Consider the following 20896-nt stretch of genomic DNA (forward strand, 5'->3'; position numbering starts at 1 on the left):
GCGGCCCCAGGACGCCGCCCATCCTGGCGCACAGCTGCCGCCGCCGCTGACGCTGCCCAAGGGCCAGCCGTCGATGCCGCCGGTCGCCGCCCAGAACGCACCGGGCCTTCCGCCCTTCGTGACCGGCCGCGTCGCCGCGCCGGCATCCGACGCTGCTTTGCCCGGCCAGCGCACGGTTAACGCCGCGCCGCAGCCGCAACCCGCCGCACGCCCGCCGCAGGCAACCTCGCCCCGCCAGGCCGACGTCGAGGTGATCCAGGACGCGATCAAGCGCCTCCTCGAGGAGGTCAACGCGGCCGAGCAGCTCGAAGCCCGCGCAGCCGCGCAGCAAGTCGGTCAGTCCGGCCCGCCGTCGCTTCCGCAGCGCAACGCTTCTCAGGACACGTCGAACGCCGCCATCGAGCAATCGATCGAAGCCCTGCGCATGACCGCCGGCACCATGCGCTCGGCAGTCGGCGACCACCGCGCGACACCGCCGCCCGTGCCTGCCGCCGCGCCGCGTAACGCAGCCCCTCAACCGCCGCCGCTTCCGCCGTTCGTGCGGGGCGCCGCTCCGCAGCGGGCCAGCTCCGCATCCGATGCCCGCGCACGTTTGATGGCCGACGCCATCTCGGCCGGACGCATCGACGTCGCGCTCGAACCGATCCTCGGTCTCGAAGACCAGCAGACGCGTCATTACGAGGTCAGCGTTCGCCTGCGCGATGCCGATGGCAATCCGCTCGACATCACACCCAATGGCCCCGACCTCCGCGGCACCGGCCTCCTGCCGCTGTTCGACGGCGTGCGCATCACGCGCACCGCAGCCGTTGCCCGCCGCCTCGAAGAGCGCGGCAAGGGCGGCTCGGTGTTCTCGGCCTTCAGCGGCGAGTCCGTTGCCGACGAGCACTTCCTCGGCGAACTCGCCGAAACGCTGCATCAGCGCGCGACCCTCGCGAGCCAGCTCGTTCTGTCGTTCAGCCAGAGCGACGTGCGCGGCTTCTCGACGCCGGAATGGGATTCCCTCGCCGACATGCGCTCGCTGGGCTTCCGCTTCGCGCTGTCCGCCATCACCGACCTCGACATGGATTTCGAGGCGCTCGCCGAGCAGGGCTTCGCCTTCGTGAAGCTGGACGCCGCGGTGTTCCTGGACGGCCTGCCCGCTCCGAGCGGACGCATCCCGTCGAGCGACGTCTGCCGTCACCTAGCCATGCACGGCCTGACGCTGGTGGTGGAGCGCATCGACGACGACGAGAAGCTCGCCCGCGTGTTCGGTTTCGGCGTTCTGCTCGGCCAGGGCCAATTGTTCGGCGGCGCGCGTCCGGTCCGATCAGATGTCGTCGGCCGTCGCACCAACACCGTCGCAGCCTGACACCGCCTGCTTTGTTCCAAGCCAGCCTCCTGGCGTCTGTCATCCTGTCATGAAATAGCGGCGTGCGAGCCTCGGTTCGCACGCCGCTTGCCCATTACCGGGCCAGAGGCTACCCATGCGGAATGGAAACATCCGCATCCCCCGGCACCCGCCCAATCCCGATCCTGTCGTCCATCACCGGCCTCGCAACCGGCCGCGAGGCTTGGCTGACCGACATCTGGGGCGTCATGCACAACGGCGTCGAACCGTTCGCGGCCGCCAGCGACGCCTGCACGCGCTTTCGCCTGTCCGGCGGCACGGTGTTGCTGCTGTCGAACGCCCCGCGCCCGGCCGAGAGCGTTGCTGCACAGCTCGATCGCATCGGCGTGCCTCGCTTCGCCTGGGACGCCATCCTGACCTCGGGCGATGCCGCCCGCGCCCTTGTCGGCGCCTATGCCGGCAAACCCGTCTTCGCACTCGGCCCCGAGCGCGACCTGTCGCTCTACGACGGCCTCGGCATCACGCTGTCGGACGCAGGCGACGCCGAAGCCATCTCCTGCACCGGATTGTTCGATGACGAAATCGAAACGCCCGACGACTATGCCGAGCTGCTAGCGGGATTCGCGGCGCGCAACCTGCCGATGGTCTGCGCCAATCCGGATCTGACGGTGGAGCGCGGCTCCAAGATCATCTACTGCGCGGGCGCGCTCGCGTCGGCTTACGAGAAGCTCGGCGGCCGCGTAGCCTACGCGGGCAAGCCGTATCTCCCTGTCTACGACATGGCCCTCGCACTGATCGAGAAGGTCAAGGGCAAGGCGGTTCCACGCGAAAAAATTCTCGCGATCGGTGACGGCATCCGCACCGACATCGAAGGCGCCGCCACCGCCGGGATCGATAGCGTTTTCGTTGCGAGCGGCGTTCACGCGCCCAGCGGGCTCACCAGCGAAATCCTCACCGAGCTCTTCCCCGACCCGGCCATTCGCCCGATCGCCGCGATGCCGTCGCTCGTTTGGTAGTCTCTACGCGACCGTCAGCACGATCTTGCCGATGTGCTGGCTCGTCTCCATGCGCGCGTGGGCTTCTCCAGCCTTGAGCAGCGGGAACGTGCTGTCGACGACGATCTTGACCTTGCCCGACGAGACCAGAGGCAGGACCTGCGTTTCGACCCCGTGCGAGATGGCTCCCTTGATCTCCGTCGGCCGGATGCGCAGCGTCGATCCCGTCAGCGTCAGCCGCTTCAGCATCACGCGCATCATGTCGACTGTCACCTTCGAGCCCGACTGATAGCCGATATTGACGAGCCGGCCGTCATCGCCGAGCGAGCGGATGTTGCGGTCCACGTAGTCGCCGCCCACCATGTCGAGAATGACGTCCACGCCGCGCCCTTGCGTCTCGGCTTTCACGACCTCGACGAAATCTTCCGTCGTGTAGTCGACCGCACGTGTCGCGCCGAGTGCCACGCACGCCGCGCATTTCTGCGCCGACCCCGCCGTCGTGATGACTTTCGCGCCGAACGCCGCGCCGAGCTGGATCGCCGTCACGCCGATGCCGCTGGAGCCGCCGTGCACGAGCAGCCATTCGTCGGGCTTCAACGCGCCGCGCTCGAACACGTTGTACCACACGGTGAAGAACGTCTCCGGGAGGGCCGCCGCTTCGATCATCGAAACGCCTTCGGGAACCGGCAGCGTCGCAGGCTCTTCGGCGAGCGCGAATTCGGCGTAGCCGCCGCCGTTGAGCAGCGCCATCACGCGCTCGCCGACCTTGAACCGCGAAGCGCCGCTTCCGACCGCTGCAATCGTGCCCGACACCTCGAGGCCCGGCAGCTCCGAATGCCCCTTCGGTGCCGGATAAAGCCCCTTTCGCTGCAACACGTCGGGGCGATTGACGCCCGCCGCCTCGACCTTGATCAGCACCTGCCCCGCACCCGGCGCCGGGACTGGCCGCTGCTCCGCGATGAGCACCTCCGGCCCGCCTTTGCCTTGAATGGCAACGGCAGTCATGGTCTCGGGATAGGTGCTCATGCGGGGCTCCTGAAAGCGATCTTGAGGTGGTGAGTAGCAGGCGACATACCTGCCAAACCGCGCACGAGGTTACAAGCACACGCGCTTGAGTGAGATCTGCGAAAATGACACGCTAGACCAGTGACAAAACACCTCGAACAACAGAACAACGGTGAGGAGCCCGCGATGAATTGGGATGACGAACGGCCAAAAGCTGCGAAATCCGCAAGCCTCGGCGACAATCTCGAAACCTTGTCGGTTGCCGAGCTCGAGCAACGCATCGAAGCCTTCGCCGCCGAAATCGAGCGCGTGAAAGCGGAGCTCGCACGCAAACGATCCCACGAAAACGCTGCCGCCGCCCTGTTCAAAAAACCGGGCGACTGACGAATATTTGCAGAACATCGGCGCAGAACACCGGATTTTCCCGACATTGACCGACGGGCGGCCGGTCTATAGCATCCGCTCCCTTCGCAGCATGGAGTGGCTTCGACTAATCAGTCGGCCGCAAACAAAGTGACCGAAATTTTCATCGTCTTGGCCCTGATCCTCATCAACGGGCTTTTTGCGCTCTCCGAACTCGCAGTCGTCTCATCCCGCCAACCACGGTTGAAAGCCATGGCCGCCGCCGGACATGCCGGAGCGGAAAGCGCACTCGCTTTGTCTGCCGATCCAGGCCGCTTCCTGTCCGCTGTCCAGATCGGCATCACGCTGGTCGGCACCATCAACGGCGTGTATTCGGGCGAAACCTTCGGCGAATACGCCTTCACCGCGCTGCGCGACGCTGGCGTTCCCGAGAGCGTCGCGACACCACTTGGCTACGGCACCGTCATTGCCGTCATCACCTATTTGTCGGTGATCATGGGCGAGCTGGTTCCGAAGAACATCGCGCTTCGCAATTCCGAAGGCATCGCCTGCATCGTCGCTCCGGCGATGGCCACGTTCTCGAGCGTGGCGCGCCCAGCCGTGTGGCTGCTCGACACGTCGACCCGTCTCGTTTTCCGTCTCTTCGGACAGCAGGGAGCGAGCGAGAACCAGGTCTCCGACGAGGAGATCTCGATCCTGATCGCGGAAGCCGAAGCAGCCGGCGTTCTCGAAACGCACGAGCGCGAGATGATCTCGGGCGTCATGCGTTTGAGCGATCGCACGGTCGTCGGACTGATGACACCGCGCACGGATGTCGATTGGATAGACATTTCCGTGCCCGCAGACGAAATCCGCACTCAGCTGATCGAAACGCCTCATTCGCTGATCCCGGTCGGCGACGGCTCCGTCGACCAGCTGCTCGGCATCGTGCGAACGCGCGAGCTGCTCGCAACCATTCTGCAAGGCAAGCCGCTCGACATTCGCGGCCATCTCCGCAAGGTGCCGATCATTCCCGAAACGATGGACGCGCTCGACGCTCTCGCGGCACTGCGCGAAGCGGATGTGCCGATCGCGCTCATCCATGACGAGTACGGCCACTTTGAAGGCCTGGTGACGCCGGCCGACGTCCTCGAGGCCATCGTCGGCGTGTTCAAGTCGGACTCGGACGAACCCAACTCCACCCAGCGCGAGGATGGCTCCTGGCTTCTTTCGGGCTCGATGCCTGTCGATGAGATGGCAGCCGAACTCGGCTTCCCGCTACCGGAAAAGCGCAGCTACGCCACAGTGGCAGGCTTGGTGCTGGCCGAACTCCAGCACATTCCCAAAACCGGCGAGATCATCGACGCCAGCGGCTGGCGCTTCGAGGTTGTCGATCTCGACGGGCGGCGTATCGACAAGGTGCTGGCATCCCGCATTGCCACCGCCGCCTGATCGCTCGCCTTGACGCCGGATCTCCACCGATCCCGCCGGGCGCCGTCCCTCATGTCTCAATCTGAGGCAAAGCCTTTACTGTGGGACACGCGGCAAACGTGAACGGGAAATCGACTCGAAATCGACAATCGTTAAGCGTTCGTTAGGACATCCGGGCTTATTCTCTTCGTCATCCAGTTACATGGATCCTGGGTGGTGCCTAGCCACCCTGTTTGACGCCTCCCTGTTGACTTCTGAGCCGCCGCGAGGCGGCTCATTTTTTTCGGCGCGACAATTGCAAGGATCCGAACGTGGGTCATGCCATCGTGTTGTCTCCTTCTTGGCCAACTTTGTTAACCCTGGTCTCTTAGGATCTAACGATGGTATGGTGACCAGAGTGTAGGCGTTTGTATCGAAGCGTATGATGAACAACGGTTCCAGCGTAGAAAGCTTGTTCGTGAACACGGGCGAAACGGTCTCCTTCGGAGAGCGTTTCCAGGCGTCCGAACAATTCGACAAAGTCTTCTCTGAAGGCATGGCTCTGGTCGAGCGATCGGCCGCGTATCTCGACGGCGAAGGTCGCCGCGAGTCGAAGGGGCTCCCCAATCAGGTCACGGTTCTCTATGCCACCGAGAGCATGCGTCTCACGACGCGGCTGCTCGAATTGGCGTCATGGCTGCTGATCCGCCGGGCCTTGAAGGAAGGTGAGATCACCACCCAGGAAGCGGAGACCAAGCGCGCGCGCGTCAAGCTGCAGACGCTCGGACGTCCCGCACACACCAAAGGTTTCGGCGAGCTCCCGCAAGGCCTGCGCGACCTGATCGACGCGAGCTTCATGCTCCATGATCGCATCGTGCAGCTTGATCGCGCCATGGTTCCGCAAACCGAAGTGGCCGGCGACGTTGCTGCCATCAATCCCGTCGCAACTCAAATCAGCGCGCTCGAAAGCGCGTTCTCGGCTCGCCGCGCCGCCGCGCGCTAGCCATATCGTCTGACACAGCGAGATCTGAAAAAGCCCGGCCGCAACGTCGGGCTTTTTTCATGGGGTTACGAACGTTCGTCTGTGCGTAGGGCCCGGCAAGAATGAACCCAACAAAAAAGGCCCGGTCGCTTGACCGGGCCTTTTCAGATCGCTTTGAAAGCGAACTATTCCTTGATGAAGCCTTCGAACTTCTTCTTGAAGCGCGACAGACGGCCGCCACGGTCCATCAGGCGCTGATCGCCGCCCGTCCAGGCCGGATGCGAGCTCGGATCGATGTCGAGATGGAGCTCGTCACCTTCCTTGCCGTAGGTCGAATAGGTAACGAATTGCGTCCCATCGGTCATCTTGACCGTGATTTGATGATAATCGGGATGCAGGTCGGCGTCTTTTTTCATAACCGTTGCTCGTTGCAAATGGGGCCGGAGACAAGCGAACCGCGTTTCGCGACGCGGAAGCACCCTGAAAGCGGCGGAATGGCCGACACGGCACGACCCCGAATTTCTGGATGCGCTTCTATAATCGAGATGCCCGACCCGCACAAGCACCGAAAAATCCCGCTACTTAAGGGACTTACCTTGAGCGAAAACAAGGAGGCACCGCTCCAGCCCGATTAAACATTGTCGAACCGGACCAGAACGCGGCATTCCGTTTCAGGCTGCCGGATGACGTTGACGGCGGGGCGGTATGTCACGCATGGTCCATGCCTAGATAAAAGGCACCCAAACGTGCGTCCGGAAAAGTCGAAAACGGCGTCCGGCAACAAGCACCATCAAGCAAAAAGCCAGGGTGCGAAGCCGGGGAAACGTCCAATGCGAAAGACCGAGATTTGAGCCCGAGCGAACATTCCGAGCGTCCGACCGCGCCTAAGGCCGAGCAGCCCTCCTCCGACGAGTCCGCGAACGCCGGCCGCAAGTCGGTGCGTCCTCTCCTCGCGCTGAAGCCCTATCTGATCCGCCATCCCGCTTACCTTGTCGGCGCCGGCATCGCCCTCGTGCTTTCTGCCGCCGCGATGCTTGCGGTTCCCATGGCCGTGCGCCGCATGATCGACCACGGCTTCGGCGCCGGCGACACCGGCATGATCAATCAGTATTTCATGATGATGATCGTGATCGGCATCGTGCTCGCCGTCGCGAGCGCATCCCGCTTCTACTTCGTCAACTGGATCGGCGAGCGTGTCGTCGCGGATTTGCGCGCGGATGTCTTTGCCCACCTTGCCCGGCTCGGTCCCAATTTCTACGAGCAGACCCATTCCGGCGAGGTCATGAGCCGCCTCACCGCCGACACCACGCAGGTGAAAACCGTCGCCGGATCGGCCATCTCGCAGGCCTTGCGCAACCTCATCATGCTGGTCGGCGCGCTCGCTCTGATGCTGATCACGAGCCCTAGCCTCTCGCTCCTCGTTCTCGTCGCCATTCCCGTCATCGTGCTGCCGTTGATCGGCTACGGCCGCATGGTCCGCCGCCTGTCGCGGCGCGCGCAGGATACGCTTGCGGAAGCCTCAGCCTACGCGGCCGAAAACCTCGCAGCGGTCCGCACCATGCAGGCGTTCGGACACGAAGGCGCCGTCGCCAACCGCTACGCGTCTGCCGTCGAGAAATCCTTCACCGCCGCCCGCGAGCGCATGCTGGCGCGTGCAGGACTGACCGGGCTCGTCATCCTGCTCGTGGTCTCGAGCATCGTCGGCGTGCTCTGGTACGGCGCAGCGTCCGTGATCAGCGGCGAGATCTCCGGCGGCCGTTTGAGCCAGTTCGTGATCTACGCGCTGCTCGCCGCTGGCGCGCTCGGAGAGCTGTCCGAGGTTTGGGGAGAGACCACGCAGGCGGCAGGAGCTGCCGAACGCATCACCGAGTTTCTCACCATCGAGCCCGAGATCAAGTCTCCTGAGCGGCCGGTACCGCTGGCAAAGCCGGTCAAGGGCGACATCGAATTTCGCAACGTGCGCTTTGGCTATTCCGGCCGCCCCGGTGTGTCCGCGCTCGACGGCATCTCGTTCCGTGTCGCACCCGGCGAGCGTGTGGCACTGGTCGGCCCATCCGGCGCCGGCAAATCGACCGTGCTCAATCTGATCCTGCGCTTCTACGATCCGGTGAGCGGCCAGATCCTGATCGACGGAACCGACATCGCCACCGTCGATCTCGACGAGCTGCGCGGCACCACGGCGCTCGTGCCGCAGGAAGTCGCGCTTTTCGCCGATACCATCAACGAGAACATTCGCTACGGCACCCCTAACGCCAGCGAGATGGACGTCGTGCGTGCGGCCGTTGCCGCCCAGGCCGACGGCTTCATCCGCGCGCTTCCGCAAGGCTACGAAACCCGCATCGGCGAGCGCGGCGTCTCGCTCTCCGGCGGTCAGCGCCAGCGCATCGCCATCGCACGCGCCATTCTGAAGAATGCTCCGATCCTGCTGCTCGACGAAGCGACCAGCGCCCTCGACACCGAGAACGAACTGGCTGTGCAGCGCGCGCTCGAAACGCTGACCAAGGGCCGCACGACGATCGTCGTCGCCCATCGACTTTCGACGGTGCAGAACGCCGACCGCATCCTGGTCCTCGACAAGGGCCATATCGTCGAGAGCGGCACGCACCGCGAGCTGGTCCAGCGCAGCGGTCTTTATGCGCGCCTCTCCGAGCTTCAGTTCGGCAGCGAAGCCGCCGAATAAGAACACCGCTCCGCGCTGCCGCCGGCCCGCCTAAGGCTCCACCCTCTCCGCGGCCGCCGACTGCTGGCCATGGCGCTTGAGCACCGCTCGCGCCCGCTCCACCACGGAATCCGCGATCGCCGCGTGCCCTTCCGCCGTAGGATGGAACGCGCCCGAATAAGTCGAGGCCAGCAGCACCTGGAACCACGAGAAACTCTGCAGCTTGAGCACCTTCTGCATCACCGAGCCGGCGACATGGAAATTGCCGGTGAGGAAGGCGTCGTTCGGGGTGCGGAACCAGCGTTGCCGCGCCGCATAGGGCTCGTAGTGCGCCGGGTTGTAGGGCACCCACACACCACCGTGCCGCCTCGGCAGACGAAGATCGTCCGCGATCGAGCCTCTCCCGCTGGTATGCCCGGCGCAAAGGCCGCGTCCGACGAACGTTTTGCGATGCCCGGAGACGAACGTCCAGCCGTGCAGCTTTGCGCTCTTGTCCATGATCTGGTCGAGCTTGTCGGCAAGCCATGAGCTCGACAGCGCAGCTTTCTGCGTGATCGAGAACTCGTTGAACACCTCCATGCCCGCCGACCCGTCCGGACACATCGCCCCTTGATCGTCGAGCAGCGCGAACGGCGGATAAGCCGTGAGGATGACGCGATCGCTTTCGTCCCAGGGAATGTGGAGGATCCCGTGGAGCGCCCGGTTCATGGCCTTGTAGCGGGCATCGAGACGTTCGAGCAGCGCCTCGCTTTCCTGGTTGCCGTGCACCTGTCCGAACCAGCCGCCGAGACTGCGTACCAGCGACGTATCGGACAACACCGCGTTGGCGACCAGACGCGCGAAGCCGATGTCGTTGCCGCCGACCGACATCATCAGGAGATCGATCTTGCGGGATTCATCCGCGGGGCACTTGCTGAGCACGAGCCCGCCCTGCAGTTCCGAGATCGTACCGTTGATGTGATAGGCCTCGGGCATATCCTGCAGCCGCGCCTCGCGCTTGCCGCACTGCGCATCCGCCACCGCAGAGATCTGCGAAAGATCGGGCGGGCGCGGCACCCATTCGTTGCCCTTGTAGCGCAGAAACAAGCCCCACGTGACTTCCGCGCCCGAGCAGGCGAAGCCCGTGTAGGTCACCGCCCGGTGTGGATCCTCTACCGCAAGCTCGAGCGCCGCGCGAAGCTGGTACGAGTAGAGCGAGCGATGGCAGGCCTGGTCGAGCCAGCGCGCATTGCCCTCGACGAAGGCGTCATCGCCGACCTGCTTCCAGGAACCGACGCGCGCGGGATATCCCGAGAGATCCGCAGTGCCGTCGCCCTTGCCGTATTCGATCGTGCGTTCCGGCGAGAAGCGCACAGGCACGTCGGGATTGCCTTCGCCGGATCCGAAGCTGTCTCCAATGCCGACCACGAAGATGTCGCGCACCTTGACCTCGGTGGAGGCGACGGTGATCCCGCCCACTTCCACGCGCACCGAAAGCCCGGTGGGATAAGGCGCCGTCAGCACCACAGGCTCACTGCACGGCACGGTATTGACGCTTTCGCCGCCGTCGCCCCCGCCAAGCGCGTTGGAGAACCACCGGCATTCGACGGAAGGTTCCGGAACACCTTTGAGCGAGACGACCACGCGATGACGATCCGGGTTGACGTAATCGCCCTTGTCCGGACAGACGTGCCGATTGCGCGGCCCAGCCCAGCACGTCTTACGGACGACAGATTCAGCCCACCCCGCCTCGTAGCGCCGGCTCAACGCATGTTCGGACGCGAGCACTGGCGCGCTCTCGCGCTGCTCCGGCGAAAGCGCAAGATAAGTGGCACGATGGACGTCGGTATCCTTGGCATCGGCGAAGAAGCGGAACGGGTTCTCGACGCGCCACTCGATCTCGACCGAAGCGAACGCATTGAGATCCTCGATGCCCGGTGCATTCGGCGCGAACGGTACGGGAGTGGTGCCGGGCCGCGGAGCCAGCAGCGGATCGATCGCATCGCCGATCGAAGGCCCGCGCGCCGGCGGAATGGGTGGAAGAGCCGGGTCGCTCGGAGTGGCCTCGCTCGGAACGGTACTGCCCGGCGTGCTCTGTGCATCCGGCGCGGCAGCCGGCGTGTTCGGATCGGCAGGCTCGGTCGCGTATTGACGAAACCCGTCCGGCGGCGCTTCGCGATCCGCAGGCGGCGCCACTACTGGCGGCAGGTCTTCAACCTGTTGAGCAACCGCCACTCCCACCGCGAGCGCATACGCGAGCACGAGGCTTGTCAGGATGGGGGAAGCAAGTTTTCGAACCATGCCGGTCAACGTTCCCGATGATCTCCCGCCGCCAGCCGGCTCCAATCTAAGAACCCGGCATCAAATCTTTCCGCGCCAGTGAGCGAACCACAGTCTCGTGACACGCGAAAGCGGCGAAATATCCGCGACTTCCAGCAAAGCATCCCGCCCCGGCCTGCCAACAGCCTTGAGATACGGCTCGATCAGACACATCGGCAGGAACGCCGTGACGAGTTTCTTCACCACGCGAGCCTGCCCGCCCCGGTAGCGCCCGAGCGCCAAGAGCGCTTCGCCCGCTACGATCTGCGTGAGCCCAAAAACCGCGTCACGCGCCTCGGACTGGGGCAAACCACGCGGATCGCGAACCCGCGCCACCCAGTCTTGCGGAAGCGGCAAGCGACCTTGCGCAACATGCTGTGGCAGAGTGAGGGCAAGCCGTGTCAAAGCCAAGGCACGGGCGCCGTCGTCCGCGGATCGCTCCGCCTCACGCAGATCCGGGCCGCCAAGGATGGCGAGAGCGAGCCGAATTGCCGCACCGTCGGTTTCATATGCATATTCGTCGAGCTCCCGCTCATCGCGGACGCCGTCCTCATAAAGCTCGCGCGAAAAACCCTCGAGCGGCGCGAGAAGCAGATCGCGGCGAAGCCCATGCCGGCGAGCGACGTCGAGCAAGGCATCGGCGATGGGATGGCCGGTCGTCTGGTCCGACGCGCCCGCCGCCAGCGCATCGCGCCACCATTGCAGACGGATCTCGCCGATCGCGGCATCCTGCGTCAGCAGCGGAATGCGCCGGATCTCACCGAAGAATGCCGCGAGCGTGACGAGATCGTCTCGAGCACCGGTCGGTGCCAGCAAGGCGGAAAGATAGCGATCCCGATCGTAGGTGCGCGCTGTGTCCCGGACGGACGATCCTTGCGGCAAATGCGATGCGAGCGGATCTTGCTCGCTCATGGCTGGGTTCCTATTCGACGGCGATCAACGCTGCCGCAATCGCCCGGCCCTCGGCAAGCAGAACGTTATAGGTCCGCGCGGCCGCTCCGGTGTCCATCACCTCGAGCCAAAGACCTGCCTCCTTGAGCGCATCGGCGACATCGCGCGACGGACGCACCAGCGATCGACCGGTGCCGAGAAGCAGGAACGTCACCTCGCCGCCGAGGCCAAGCACCGGGCTCAATGCAGCCCGGTCCACCGCCTCGATCGAATCGACCGGCCATCCCCAGATGCCCGACGGCAAGCACAACAGCGAGCCGCGATGGCTCATGCCGCCAAAGCGGAACCCGCCGTTTCCATAGGCCTCGATCGGAACCTGCTGAGGCAGATGCTGCGGCGCGCCCATCCGAGAATGCGCCTCCGGCTTGCCTACGACCTTGCAGCTGCACCAGCGGCGGGCTTCTTCACGTCGTCGCTCCAGTCGCGCTTGATGCCGAGATAGTCGATCACCGGCGCCGAGATGAAGATCGACGAATAGGTGCCGATGATCACGCCGAACAGCATCGCGAACGTGAAGTTCTGCATCACTTCGCCGCCGAGGAAGAACAGCGCGAACAGCACCGCGATCGTCGTAACGCCGGTCAGGATCGTGCGCGACAGCGTCTCGTTGATCGACAGATTGAGCAGTTCCGTCAGCTGCATTTTCTTGTATTTGCGCAAGTTCTCTCGGATGCGGTCGGCGACGACGACGGAGTCGTTCACCGAGTAGCCGAGAATGGTGAGCAGAGCCGCCACGATCGAGAGATCGAACGCGAGCTGGAAAAGAGAGAAAATCCCCGCCGTCACCAGCACGTCGTGGAATAGGCCAAGCACGACGCCGACCGAGAATTGCCACTCGAAGCGGAACCACACGTAGGTGACGATCGCCGCGATCGACGCGAGCACCGCGATGAGGCCGGTCGTCCGAAGCTCGCTCGAAACCGCAGGTCCCACGACCTCGATACGCCGCTGCTCGTAGTCGCTACCCAGTGTCTCGAGAACCTTGTTCGCCGCCACCTGCTGGGCTTCTTCCTCGCCGGGCTGCTGCTCGATGCGGATCAGGGCATCCGCTTCCGTGCCGAAGCTCTGGATCTGCACTTCGCCAAGCCCCAGCGTATTGAGCTTGTCGCGCATCGCTCCGAGGTCGGCCGTGCCGGATTTCGCGCGAACCTCGATGAGCGAGCCGCCCTTGAAGTCGACGCCGTAGTTGAAGCCCTTGACCAGAATGACGCCGAGCGACAGCACCATCGCCACGATGGAAAGCCCAACGCAGATTCCCTTGTAGGCCATGAACGGCAGGCGCGTTCCGTGGGGGAAGAAGTCGTTACCCTTGAAATCAGGGACGATGAACATGGGGGCGGACCCTCTTTAAATCGGAACGACGAGCGAGCGGCCCTTGGCCTTCGCGTTTTTGAGCCACATGGCGACGAGGAGACGCGTGATGGTCACCGCGGCGAACACGGACGTGATGATGCCGAGCGTCAGCGTGACGGCGAAGCCGCGGATCGGCCCGGAGCCGAGCCAGAACATGATCACGGCCGCTGCCAGCGTGGTGAGCTGGCTGTCGAGAATGGTCACGAACGCGCGCTGGAAGCCGGATTCGATGGCCGCGATCGGCGTGCGCCCGGCCCGAAGCTCTTCGCGCATGCGCTCGTAGATCAGCACGTTTGCGTCGACGGCCATGGCGATGGTGAGCACGAAGCCCGCGATGCCGGGCAGCGTCAGCGTCGTGCCGATCATCGACATCAGCGCGAGAATGAGGATGCCGTGAACCAGGAGGCCGATCACCGCATAAACACCGAACGTGCCGTAAGCGAGGACCGTGAGAACCGCGGTTGCGACGAGACCGACGATACCGGCAAGCTTACCGGCTTCGATGCTGTCGGCGCCGAGCGACGGGCCTACCGTGCGCTCTTCCACGATCGTGAGCTTTGCCGGCAGCGCGCCCGAGCGCAACTGGATGGCGAGGTTGTTCGCGCTCTCGACGGTGAAGTTGCCTGAGATCTGGCCTGAGCCGCCGAGGATCGCTTCGCGGATCACCGGCGCCGAGATCACCTTGTCGTCGAGGACGATGGCGAACGGCTCACCCACGTGATCCTTCGAGAAGTTGCCGAACTTGCGCGCACCCGACTGGTTGAAGCGGAAGCTGATGATCGGCGCGTTGGTCTGCTGGTCAAAACCCGGCTGCGAGTCGACGAGGTCGTCGCCCTGCACCACCGGCGCTTCCTGCAGCACGTAGTTTTGATCGTATCCCGGCTCGCGCTCGGTCGATTCATAGATGCGATAGCCGACCGGCGGACGCGTGGTCTTGGCCTCCTCGGCCGAGATCGTCGGATGCACGGCGTGGAAAGAGAGCTTCGCCGTCTTGCCGATCAGGTCCTTGAGCTGCTTGGTGTCGGTGAGGCCCGGGTACTGGACCAGGATGCGATCACGCCCCTGCCGCACCACCGTCGATTCCGACGTGCCGAGCGCGTTGACGCGCCGATTGACCGTTTCGATCGAGGCCGAAGCCGCGTTGGAAATGCGCTCCTGCAGCCCGATCGACGTCGGCTTGATCAGGATGAGGCCGGGCTCACTGCCCTTCTCGAGTTCGGTGTCGTTGCTGCTGGTGCCGAGGATGGCGTTACCGATCGGCTGCGACAGCTTCTTGAGCTCCTTCAGTGCCGCATCGGTGTCCTCTGGCTTGACGAGACGCACCTGAACGGCATCTCCGGTCACGCCGATCGCCGAGAAGCCGATCTTGGCTTCGCGCAACGTCTTGCGCGCGTCTTCGCGAATGTTCGAAAGCCAATCCTTGCGGATCTCGTTCTGATCGAGGGCGAGCAGAAGATGCGCGCCGCCCTGCAGGTCGAGGCCCAGCGGCATCTGCCACTTCGGCATGAAATTAGGCCACGATGCGACCGTCTCCTTGGAGAAGAAGTTCGGCAAGGCAAACAGCAGGCCGACGAGGCACGTCGCCACGATCGCAAAGATCTTCCAGCGCTCGAAGTGCAGCATAACGGAGCGAACCTCTCCCCTTGAGCCTTATCGCGTCGAGCGCGAACGCCACCGCCTGAGACGGGCGTTCGCAGTCTCGCGCCATTGTTATTTCGTGACCGTCTGATCCTTGACCGGCTCGCCCTTCGAGCGCACGTCGAGAAGCGTGCTCTTGAGCACACGGACCTTGAGCGTATCGCTGAGATCGACGTCGATCTCATCGGAGTTGTCCGGCACGCGCGAAACCTTGCCGATGAACCCGCCCGACGTGACGACCGTATCGCCGCGGCGTACGCGCTCGATCATCTCGCGGTGCTGCTTCTGGCGCTGGCTCTGCGGCCGGATCACCAGAAAATAGAAGATGAGGACCATCAGCAGCATAGGGATGAGGAGACCGCTGAGGGGGTCTGACATCGGGCTTGCCGATTGCGCGTAGGCCGGTGAAATGAACATGTGGAAGTGGTCCTTGCCGGATCGTCTATCTGGTAGTGTCGAGAGCCTGAGCGTCGGAGGGCGAGCGATCCTGCCTGAGGCAGATGGAGGAGTGCGCCCGCACCGAGACCGTAACGCAGCCTCTTAACCCTATAAGCGAAATACGGCCAACCTTGTGGAGGATCGCCTCCGCAAGCCTGTCCGCCTGAGATCGCGCGCGACTATAGTGCCCAGGGCCCGCTTTGCAACCCTCGCAGCTCCCTCCCCGACACCCCTAAGTAGGCTGGTCTGGCCCCCGCCCGCTCCCTCGGTCTATAGAAAGCGCGAGAAGCAGCCCGGTCCGCATTTCCAGCAGCCGGACCAACGGAAAACACCAGAAAATCAAGGCAAAGCCGAACATGACCGATCACTCCGACCTGGCCAGCCGCCTCGATCGCATTGCGGCAGCCCTGGAACGGTTCACGCCGCCCCCGCCTGCGCCCCCTCACTTTGACGAGGCCGAAGCTTTCGTCTGGCAGGCGGCAACCCTCTCGTTTCTGCCGGTCACGGCGGTGAACAGGGTTCCGAGCACGTTGTTGAAGGGCATCGATGGCTCAGCCCGCCAGCTTCTGGAAAACACCCGCCGCTTCGCAGACGGCCTGCCCGCCAACAACGCGTTGCTATGGGGCGCGCGCGGCATGGGAAAATCGAGCCTCGTGAAGGCGGTCCATGCCGACGTGCAGGCGGCCGTGGCCGGCCGCAAGAGCAAGAAAAAGGGTGAGACGGCGACAGGTCTCAAGCTTATCGAGATCCATCGCGAGGACATCGCGACGCTCCCCGCGTGCCTTGCCGCCATGCGCACGTCGTCTCATCGCTTCATCGTGTTCTGCGACGACCTGTCGTTCGACCGCGACGATTCGAGCTACAAATCCCTGAAGGCCGTGCTCGAAGGCGGCATCGAAGGCCGCCCCGCCAACGTGCTGTTCTATGCCACGTCAAACCGGCGCCACCTCATGCCGCGCGACATGGTCGACAACGAGCGCTCGACCGCGATCAATCCGTCGGAAGCCGTCGAAGAGAAGGTTTCGCTTTCGGATCGCTTCGGCTTGTGGCTGGGCTTTCACAACTGCAGCCAGGACGACTACCTCGCGATGGTGTCGGGCTACGCCGAACATTTCGGCCTGCCGATCAAGCGCGACGAGCTGGTTCGCGAAGCATTGGAGTGGAGCGCCACGCGCGGCGGCCGATCGGGTCGCGTTGCCTGGCAGTTCACCCAGGATCTGGCGGGCCGTTTGGGTAAGACGCTACCGCTCTAGTTCGGCATTCGGCATTCGGCATTCGGCATTCGGCATTGGGCATTCGGCATTCGGCATTCGGCATTCGGCATTCGGCATTCTCGAACTTCGATTGCCGGTTGCCTAGTGCCGCTTGCCACCTTTGCTCTTACAGCCGCTCCATGAACGGCGTCGGATCGACCGGCTTCTGGCCCTGCCGCAGCTCGAAGTGAACCTGCGGCTGGTCGACCTGACCGGTGCGGCCGGCCTTCGCGATCACCTGCCCGCGCTTGATGCGGTCGCCACGCTTGACGAGAATTTCGTCGGCATGCGCGTAAGCCGTCACCCAGCCGTTGTCGTGGCGGATCAGCACGAGGTTGCCGTAACCCTTGAGCTCGTCGCCCGAATAGGCCACCACGCCGTTTTCAGCGGCATGAATGTCGGTGCCCATCGGCGCAGCGAAGTTGACGCCGTCGTTGTGCGTGCCGTCGGGACGCGGACCGAAGCCGGCGATGATCTTGCCCGCAACCGGCCAACGCAGTCGCGAACCCGCGACCGATCCGGAGTTCTGGCTGCTCGACGGCGAAACCGCATCGCTTGCCGCGCCCGGCGTTTCCGCCCGCGCAACACGCTCCACGTGCACCGGCGGCTGGGAAGCACCAGAATTCGAACCATTGAGCAGCGTCGGCTGCTGTGCCGACGACGGCGCAGGCCCGTTCGTCACTTCGCCGAGGCGGACGGCGCCCGGGGCAGGTGCCGGCGTTTCACTTGCGACATCGCGACTACCCGTATCGCGGGGGGCGCTGTCGCGGCTCGGCGCCGGATCGTAGGACGGCTGAGACACGGCAGGCGCAACCTCGGCCACCGCTTCCGGCGCAGAACCGTTGGCGGGCAGCTTCAGCACGGTGCCCGGCTTCACCTTCCGTGAATCCGAAATGCCGTTGTAACGTTCGAGCTCAGCAAGCTTCACGTTGTTCTGTCGCGCGATCGCATAGAGCGAGTCGCCGGAGCGGACGGTGTAGCTGCCGGTCCAATCCGACGGCGCATCTGCCGCGGCGGTCTGAGCCGGAGCAGGCGCTGCGGCCGTGTCGTAAGCTTCACGCGGCGGACGCGCGGTCTCGGATGCACGCGACGCGCGCACGCCGGACGGAAGATGCAGCTGCTGGCCCGGCTTGAGGTTCGGCGACGACAGCCCGTTGGCCGCCATCATCTCGTTGACCGAAACGTTGTGCCGGCGCGAAAGCGAATAGAGCGTGTCGCCGGGACGAACCTCGATGCTTTCGCCACCCGCGCTCGCACCCGCATCGCGCGAGGCGATCGGCGCGACGTTGTGGGACGGCACGTTGCTCGGGCGATATGCGCCAGGCGCGTCATAGCCGGCCGATCCCGAATAGCCGGAGCCCGAAGCCGCGCCGCCCTGACCATAACCGCCCTGCGGTTGCTGACCGTAGCCGGACTGACCCTGCTGGCCGTTGCCATAAGACGACGGATTGTCTTGCGACCGGATCGCGCTGGTCGTCAGCGGTTCCTGCGGCCGCGGCAGCTCAGAGCGCTGCACGCTGCTGCCCTGATAAGCCGGCCGATCATAACCCGCCGAGCCGAACTCGTTGGACGCCTGACGTCCGGGCGTCGAACCATAGTTGGATTGTGCGCTGGCGCCTTCGGGATTGCCGAGGTCAAAGCGGGCGATATCCGCGCTGCATCCTGCCAATACGGCAGCGGCCGAGAAGATCAATCCGACCTTCAATCCCTGCACGCCGGAGGATTGCTGACATTTACGCAATGAACTTAACATGCCACACACCCTGAATACCCACTCTCCAGGTAACCCTTAACCAGTTAAGAGAACCTTAACGGCGGGGTACGATTGCGCTCGAGCCGGACCATGATCACGCCAGATCCTATCGATCTGAAGTGTGAATCACCGGTTCGGTCGACGACAAAGCGCGCGCTTAAAACCCATGAAAAATGGTCGCGCGCCCGGCAGGGTTCGAAAATTGGCAGCCCGGCAACATGCCCTAAAATCGGGCCCCGCACAGTCTTCACTTACGCTGGGAATGTGCTGCGATGACGGAGAAATCTCGGCGACTTGGCGACGTTTGACCGAGTTGTACTTAACAAACGACGTCAAATTCGAGCGATTTAGCCCACATCCTTGAGCGGGCTCGCGCGATCGAGCGAGAGCACTTCGCCCAGGGCCTCGCGCGCGCCTTCATGCGTCAAGTTGAGGTGCAGCGGCGTCACCGAGATGAAGCCGTCGGCGATCGCGCGCAGATCTGTTCCTTGAGGCGGATCGGACCGGCGGCGCTCGAACCCGACCCAGAAATAAGGATCGCCCCAGGTGTCGCTGCGCTCCTGGATGTGGAGCCCACCCTGGTCGCGTCGGCCTTGCCGCGTGGCGACGACGCCGCGCACGTCGCCGGGGGCGAGATCCGGATAGTTGATGTTCATCAGCGTCATCGCCGGCCATTCCGCATCAAGCAGCTGCTTGACGAGACGCGGCCCGTGCTCGACCGGCGACTTCCAATGCTGCTTGCCTTCGGGATCGAACCCGATCGTGAGGCTCATCGCGATCGACCGGATCCCGAGCAGCGTGCCCTCCATGGCGCCCGCGATGGTGCCGGAGTAGGTGACGTCCTCGGCGAGGTTCGCGCCGTGATTGACGCCCGACAGCACGAGATCCGGCGCCTTGTCCTTGAGCACGTGCTTGACGCCCATGATCACGCAGTCGGCCGGCGTTCCGCGCACGGCAAAGGCGCGCTCGCCGATCTCGCGATAGCGCAGCGGCACCTGCAGCGTCAGCGCGTGCGAAGCCCCGCTCTGGTTGGTCTCCGGCGCCACGATCCAGACGTCGTCGGAGATCGCCTTCGCGATCTGATGCAGCACCGAAAGACCGTGCGCGCCCGCTCCGTCGTCGTTGGTGATCAGAATCCGCATCACTTCTCCAGTCTCCTTCCCCGCCCTTGCGAGGATAAGAGATTACTTCTCGAGCTTCGCCAAGCCGCCCATGTACGGCCGCAAGGCCTCCGGGATTATGACGGACCCGTCGGCCTGTTGATAGTTTTCCAGAACCGCGACCAGCGTGCGCCCGACCGCGAGCCCCGAGCCGTTGAGAGTATGCACGAACCGCACGTCTTTTCCGCCCGCAGCCCGGTAGCGCGCGCCCATCCGCCGCGCTTGGAAGTCGCCGCAAACCGAGCACGACGAGATCTCGCGGTAGGCGTCCTGTCCCGGCAGCCACACCTCGATGTCGTAGGTTCTGCGCGAAGCGAAGCCCATGTCGCCGGTGCAGAGCAGCATCGTGCGATACGGCAGCTCCAGCCTCTTCAGCACCTCTTCGGCGCAGTTGGTCATGCGCTCGTGCTCGGCGAGACTTTCCTCCGGCGTCGTGATCGAGACCAGCTCCACCTTCGAGAACTGGTGCTGGCGGATCATGCCGCGCGTATCGCGCCCGGCCGCGCCCGCTTCCGAGCGGAAGCACGGCGTCCATGCCGTCATACGCATCGGCAGCTCGGCTTCATCGAGGATGCGATCGCGCACGACGTTGGTCAGCGAAACTTCTGCGGTTGGAATGAGCCAGTAGCCATTGGTCGTCTGAAACAGGTCTTCGGCGAACTTCGGCAGGTTGCCGGTGCCGAATGCCGCATCGTCACGCACCAGCAGCGGCGGGTTCGTTTCGGTGTAGCCGAACGTGCCGGTGTGCAGATCCAGCATGAACGATCCGATCGCGCGGTCGAGACGCGCCAGCGCGCCTTTCAGGAACACGAACCGCGCACCCGAAACCTTGCCCGCGGTCTCGAAATCCATGAGGCCCAGCGCCTCGCCGATTTCGAAATGCTGCTTCGGCTTGAAATCGAGAACGCGTGGCTCGCCGACGCGGCGCACTTCCACGTTGCCTTTCTCGTCCGAGCCGACCGGCACGTCTTCGCGCGGCAGGTTCGGAATGACGGCGAGCGCGTCGTCGAGCGCGCGGGTCAGCGTGCGCTCTTCCTCTTCACCCTGCTGGATGACCTCCTTGAGCTCCGCAACTTCCGCCATCAGCTTGGCAGCCAAGGCGTCGTCTTTCGCGCCCTTCGCCTTGCCGATCTCTTTCGACGCGGAATTACGCCGGCTCTGCGCATCCTGGAGCTTGGTGAGATGCTGGCGCCGCGCCTCGTCGAGCGCGATCACCTTGTCGGCCAGCGGCTCGAGCCCCCGGCTCTTCAAACCGGCATCGAATGCGGCAGCGTTGTCTCGGATCCATTTGATGTCGAACACGGGCGGGGCCTCGGCGTGATTGTGGTAGCG

General features: G+C 64.3%; 18 protein-coding genes. 7 read left to right on the forward strand and 11 right to left on the reverse strand.

Features of this window, described 5'->3' with window-relative positions; all coding sequences use genetic code 11:
- Both RCO24_RS14825 and RCO24_RS14830 read left to right on the forward strand, forming a co-directional pair.
- On the forward strand, nt 1-1348 hold a 1348-nt coding region (locus tag RCO24_RS14825), incomplete at its 5' end, for an EAL domain-containing protein (protein WP_308963211.1).
- A 122-nt stretch (nt 1349-1470) separates the two neighbouring features.
- A complete protein-coding gene (locus RCO24_RS14830) occupies nt 1471-2343 on the forward strand; it encodes a TIGR01459 family HAD-type hydrolase (RefSeq protein WP_308963212.1) in 873 nt (290 codons plus the stop codon).
- Nucleotides 2344-2346: 3 nt separating this feature from the next.
- On the opposite strand, the gene RCO24_RS14835 is transcribed toward RCO24_RS14830, so the two are convergent.
- Nucleotides 2347-3348, reverse strand: coding sequence for an NAD(P)H-quinone oxidoreductase (locus tag RCO24_RS14835; protein WP_308963213.1), 1002 nt, complete (start codon nt 3346-3348; stop codon nt 2347-2349).
- A 165-nt stretch (nt 3349-3513) separates the two neighbouring features.
- On the opposite strand from RCO24_RS14835, the gene RCO24_RS14840 reads away from it, so the two are divergent.
- The 3 genes from RCO24_RS14840 (at nt 3514) to RCO24_RS14850 (ending at nt 6082) form a co-directional block, all read left to right on the forward strand.
- Nucleotides 3514-3711, forward strand: coding sequence for a DUF1192 domain-containing protein (locus RCO24_RS14840; RefSeq protein WP_308963214.1), 198 nt, complete (start codon nt 3514-3516; stop codon nt 3709-3711).
- A gap of 129 nt (nt 3712-3840) precedes the next feature.
- On the forward strand, nt 3841-5121 hold the full coding sequence (locus RCO24_RS14845) for a hemolysin family protein (protein WP_308963554.1): 1281 nt from the start codon (nt 3841-3843) through the stop codon (nt 5119-5121).
- A 403-nt stretch (nt 5122-5524) separates the two neighbouring features.
- Nucleotides 5525-6082 (forward strand): DUF1465 family protein, encoded by a 558-nt coding sequence (locus RCO24_RS14850; protein WP_308963215.1) that lies wholly within the window; start codon nt 5525-5527, stop codon nt 6080-6082.
- Between the two features lie 164 nt (nt 6083-6246).
- On the opposite strand, the gene rpmE is transcribed toward RCO24_RS14850, so the two are convergent.
- The gene (rpmE, locus tag RCO24_RS14855) at nt 6247-6477 is read right to left on the reverse strand and encodes a 50S ribosomal protein L31 (RefSeq protein WP_308963216.1); all 231 of its coding nucleotides are present in this window, start codon (nt 6475-6477) and stop codon (nt 6247-6249) included.
- A 431-nt stretch (nt 6478-6908) separates the two neighbouring features.
- Here rpmE and RCO24_RS14860 point away from each other — a divergent pair, with 431 nt between their 5' ends.
- Nucleotides 6909-8741, forward strand: coding sequence for an ABC transporter transmembrane domain-containing protein (locus tag RCO24_RS14860; RefSeq protein WP_308963217.1), 1833 nt, complete (start codon nt 6909-6911; stop codon nt 8739-8741).
- Nucleotides 8742-8771: 30 nt separating this feature from the next.
- Here RCO24_RS14860 and RCO24_RS14865 read toward each other — a convergent pair whose 3' ends face one another.
- From RCO24_RS14865 to yajC, 6 genes are all read right to left on the reverse strand, one after another.
- Entirely contained in the window at nt 8772-11000 is a 2229-nt protein-coding gene (locus tag RCO24_RS14865) for a hypothetical protein (RefSeq protein WP_308963218.1), read from the reverse strand.
- 60 nt (nt 11001-11060) lie between these two features.
- Nucleotides 11061-11930 carry a squalene/phytoene synthase family protein gene (locus RCO24_RS14870; protein WP_308963219.1) on the reverse strand — a complete coding sequence of 290 codons (870 nt, stop codon included), beginning with the start codon at nt 11928-11930 and terminating at the stop codon, nt 11061-11063.
- A 10-nt stretch (nt 11931-11940) separates the two neighbouring features.
- Nucleotides 11941-12315 (reverse strand): MTH938/NDUFAF3 family protein, encoded by a 375-nt coding sequence (locus tag RCO24_RS14875; protein ID WP_308963220.1) that lies wholly within the window; start codon nt 12313-12315, stop codon nt 11941-11943.
- Nucleotides 12316-12338: 23 nt separating this feature from the next.
- Nucleotides 12339-13301 (reverse strand): protein translocase subunit SecF, encoded by a 963-nt coding sequence (gene secF, locus RCO24_RS14880; protein WP_308963221.1) that lies wholly within the window; start codon nt 13299-13301, stop codon nt 12339-12341.
- Nucleotides 13302-13316: 15 nt separating this feature from the next.
- Nucleotides 13317-14945 (reverse strand): protein translocase subunit SecD, encoded by a 1629-nt coding sequence (gene secD, locus RCO24_RS14885; protein ID WP_308963222.1) that lies wholly within the window; start codon nt 14943-14945, stop codon nt 13317-13319.
- 87 nt (nt 14946-15032) lie between these two features.
- Nucleotides 15033-15377, reverse strand: a complete 345-nt coding sequence (gene yajC, locus RCO24_RS14890) for a preprotein translocase subunit YajC (protein ID WP_308963223.1) — start codon at nt 15375-15377, stop codon at nt 15033-15035.
- 377 nt (nt 15378-15754) lie between these two features.
- Here yajC and RCO24_RS14895 point away from each other — a divergent pair, with 377 nt between their 5' ends.
- Nucleotides 15755-16651, forward strand: coding sequence for an ATP-binding protein (locus RCO24_RS14895; RefSeq protein ID WP_308963225.1), 897 nt, complete (start codon nt 15755-15757; stop codon nt 16649-16651).
- 127 nt (nt 16652-16778) lie between these two features.
- Here RCO24_RS14895 and RCO24_RS14900 read toward each other — a convergent pair whose 3' ends face one another.
- From RCO24_RS14900 to serS, 3 genes are all read right to left on the reverse strand, one after another.
- Complete coding sequence (locus RCO24_RS14900) at nt 16779-18404, reverse strand: peptidoglycan DD-metalloendopeptidase family protein (RefSeq protein WP_308963227.1); 1626 nt, start codon at nt 18402-18404, stop codon at nt 16779-16781.
- Between the two features lie 347 nt (nt 18405-18751).
- Nucleotides 18752-19546 (reverse strand): 5'/3'-nucleotidase SurE, encoded by a 795-nt coding sequence (gene surE, locus RCO24_RS14905; protein WP_308963556.1) that lies wholly within the window; start codon nt 19544-19546, stop codon nt 18752-18754.
- A 42-nt stretch (nt 19547-19588) separates the two neighbouring features.
- A complete protein-coding gene (gene serS, locus RCO24_RS14910; RefSeq protein ID WP_308963229.1) occupies nt 19589-20866 on the reverse strand; it encodes a serine--tRNA ligase in 1278 nt (425 codons plus the stop codon).
- Nucleotides 20867-20896 lie beyond the last annotated feature (30 nt).

Source organism: Hyphomicrobium sp. LHD-15 (assembly GCF_031157355.1).
In the GTDB taxonomy this organism is placed as follows: Bacteria; Pseudomonadota; Alphaproteobacteria; order Rhizobiales; family Hyphomicrobiaceae; genus Hyphomicrobium_C.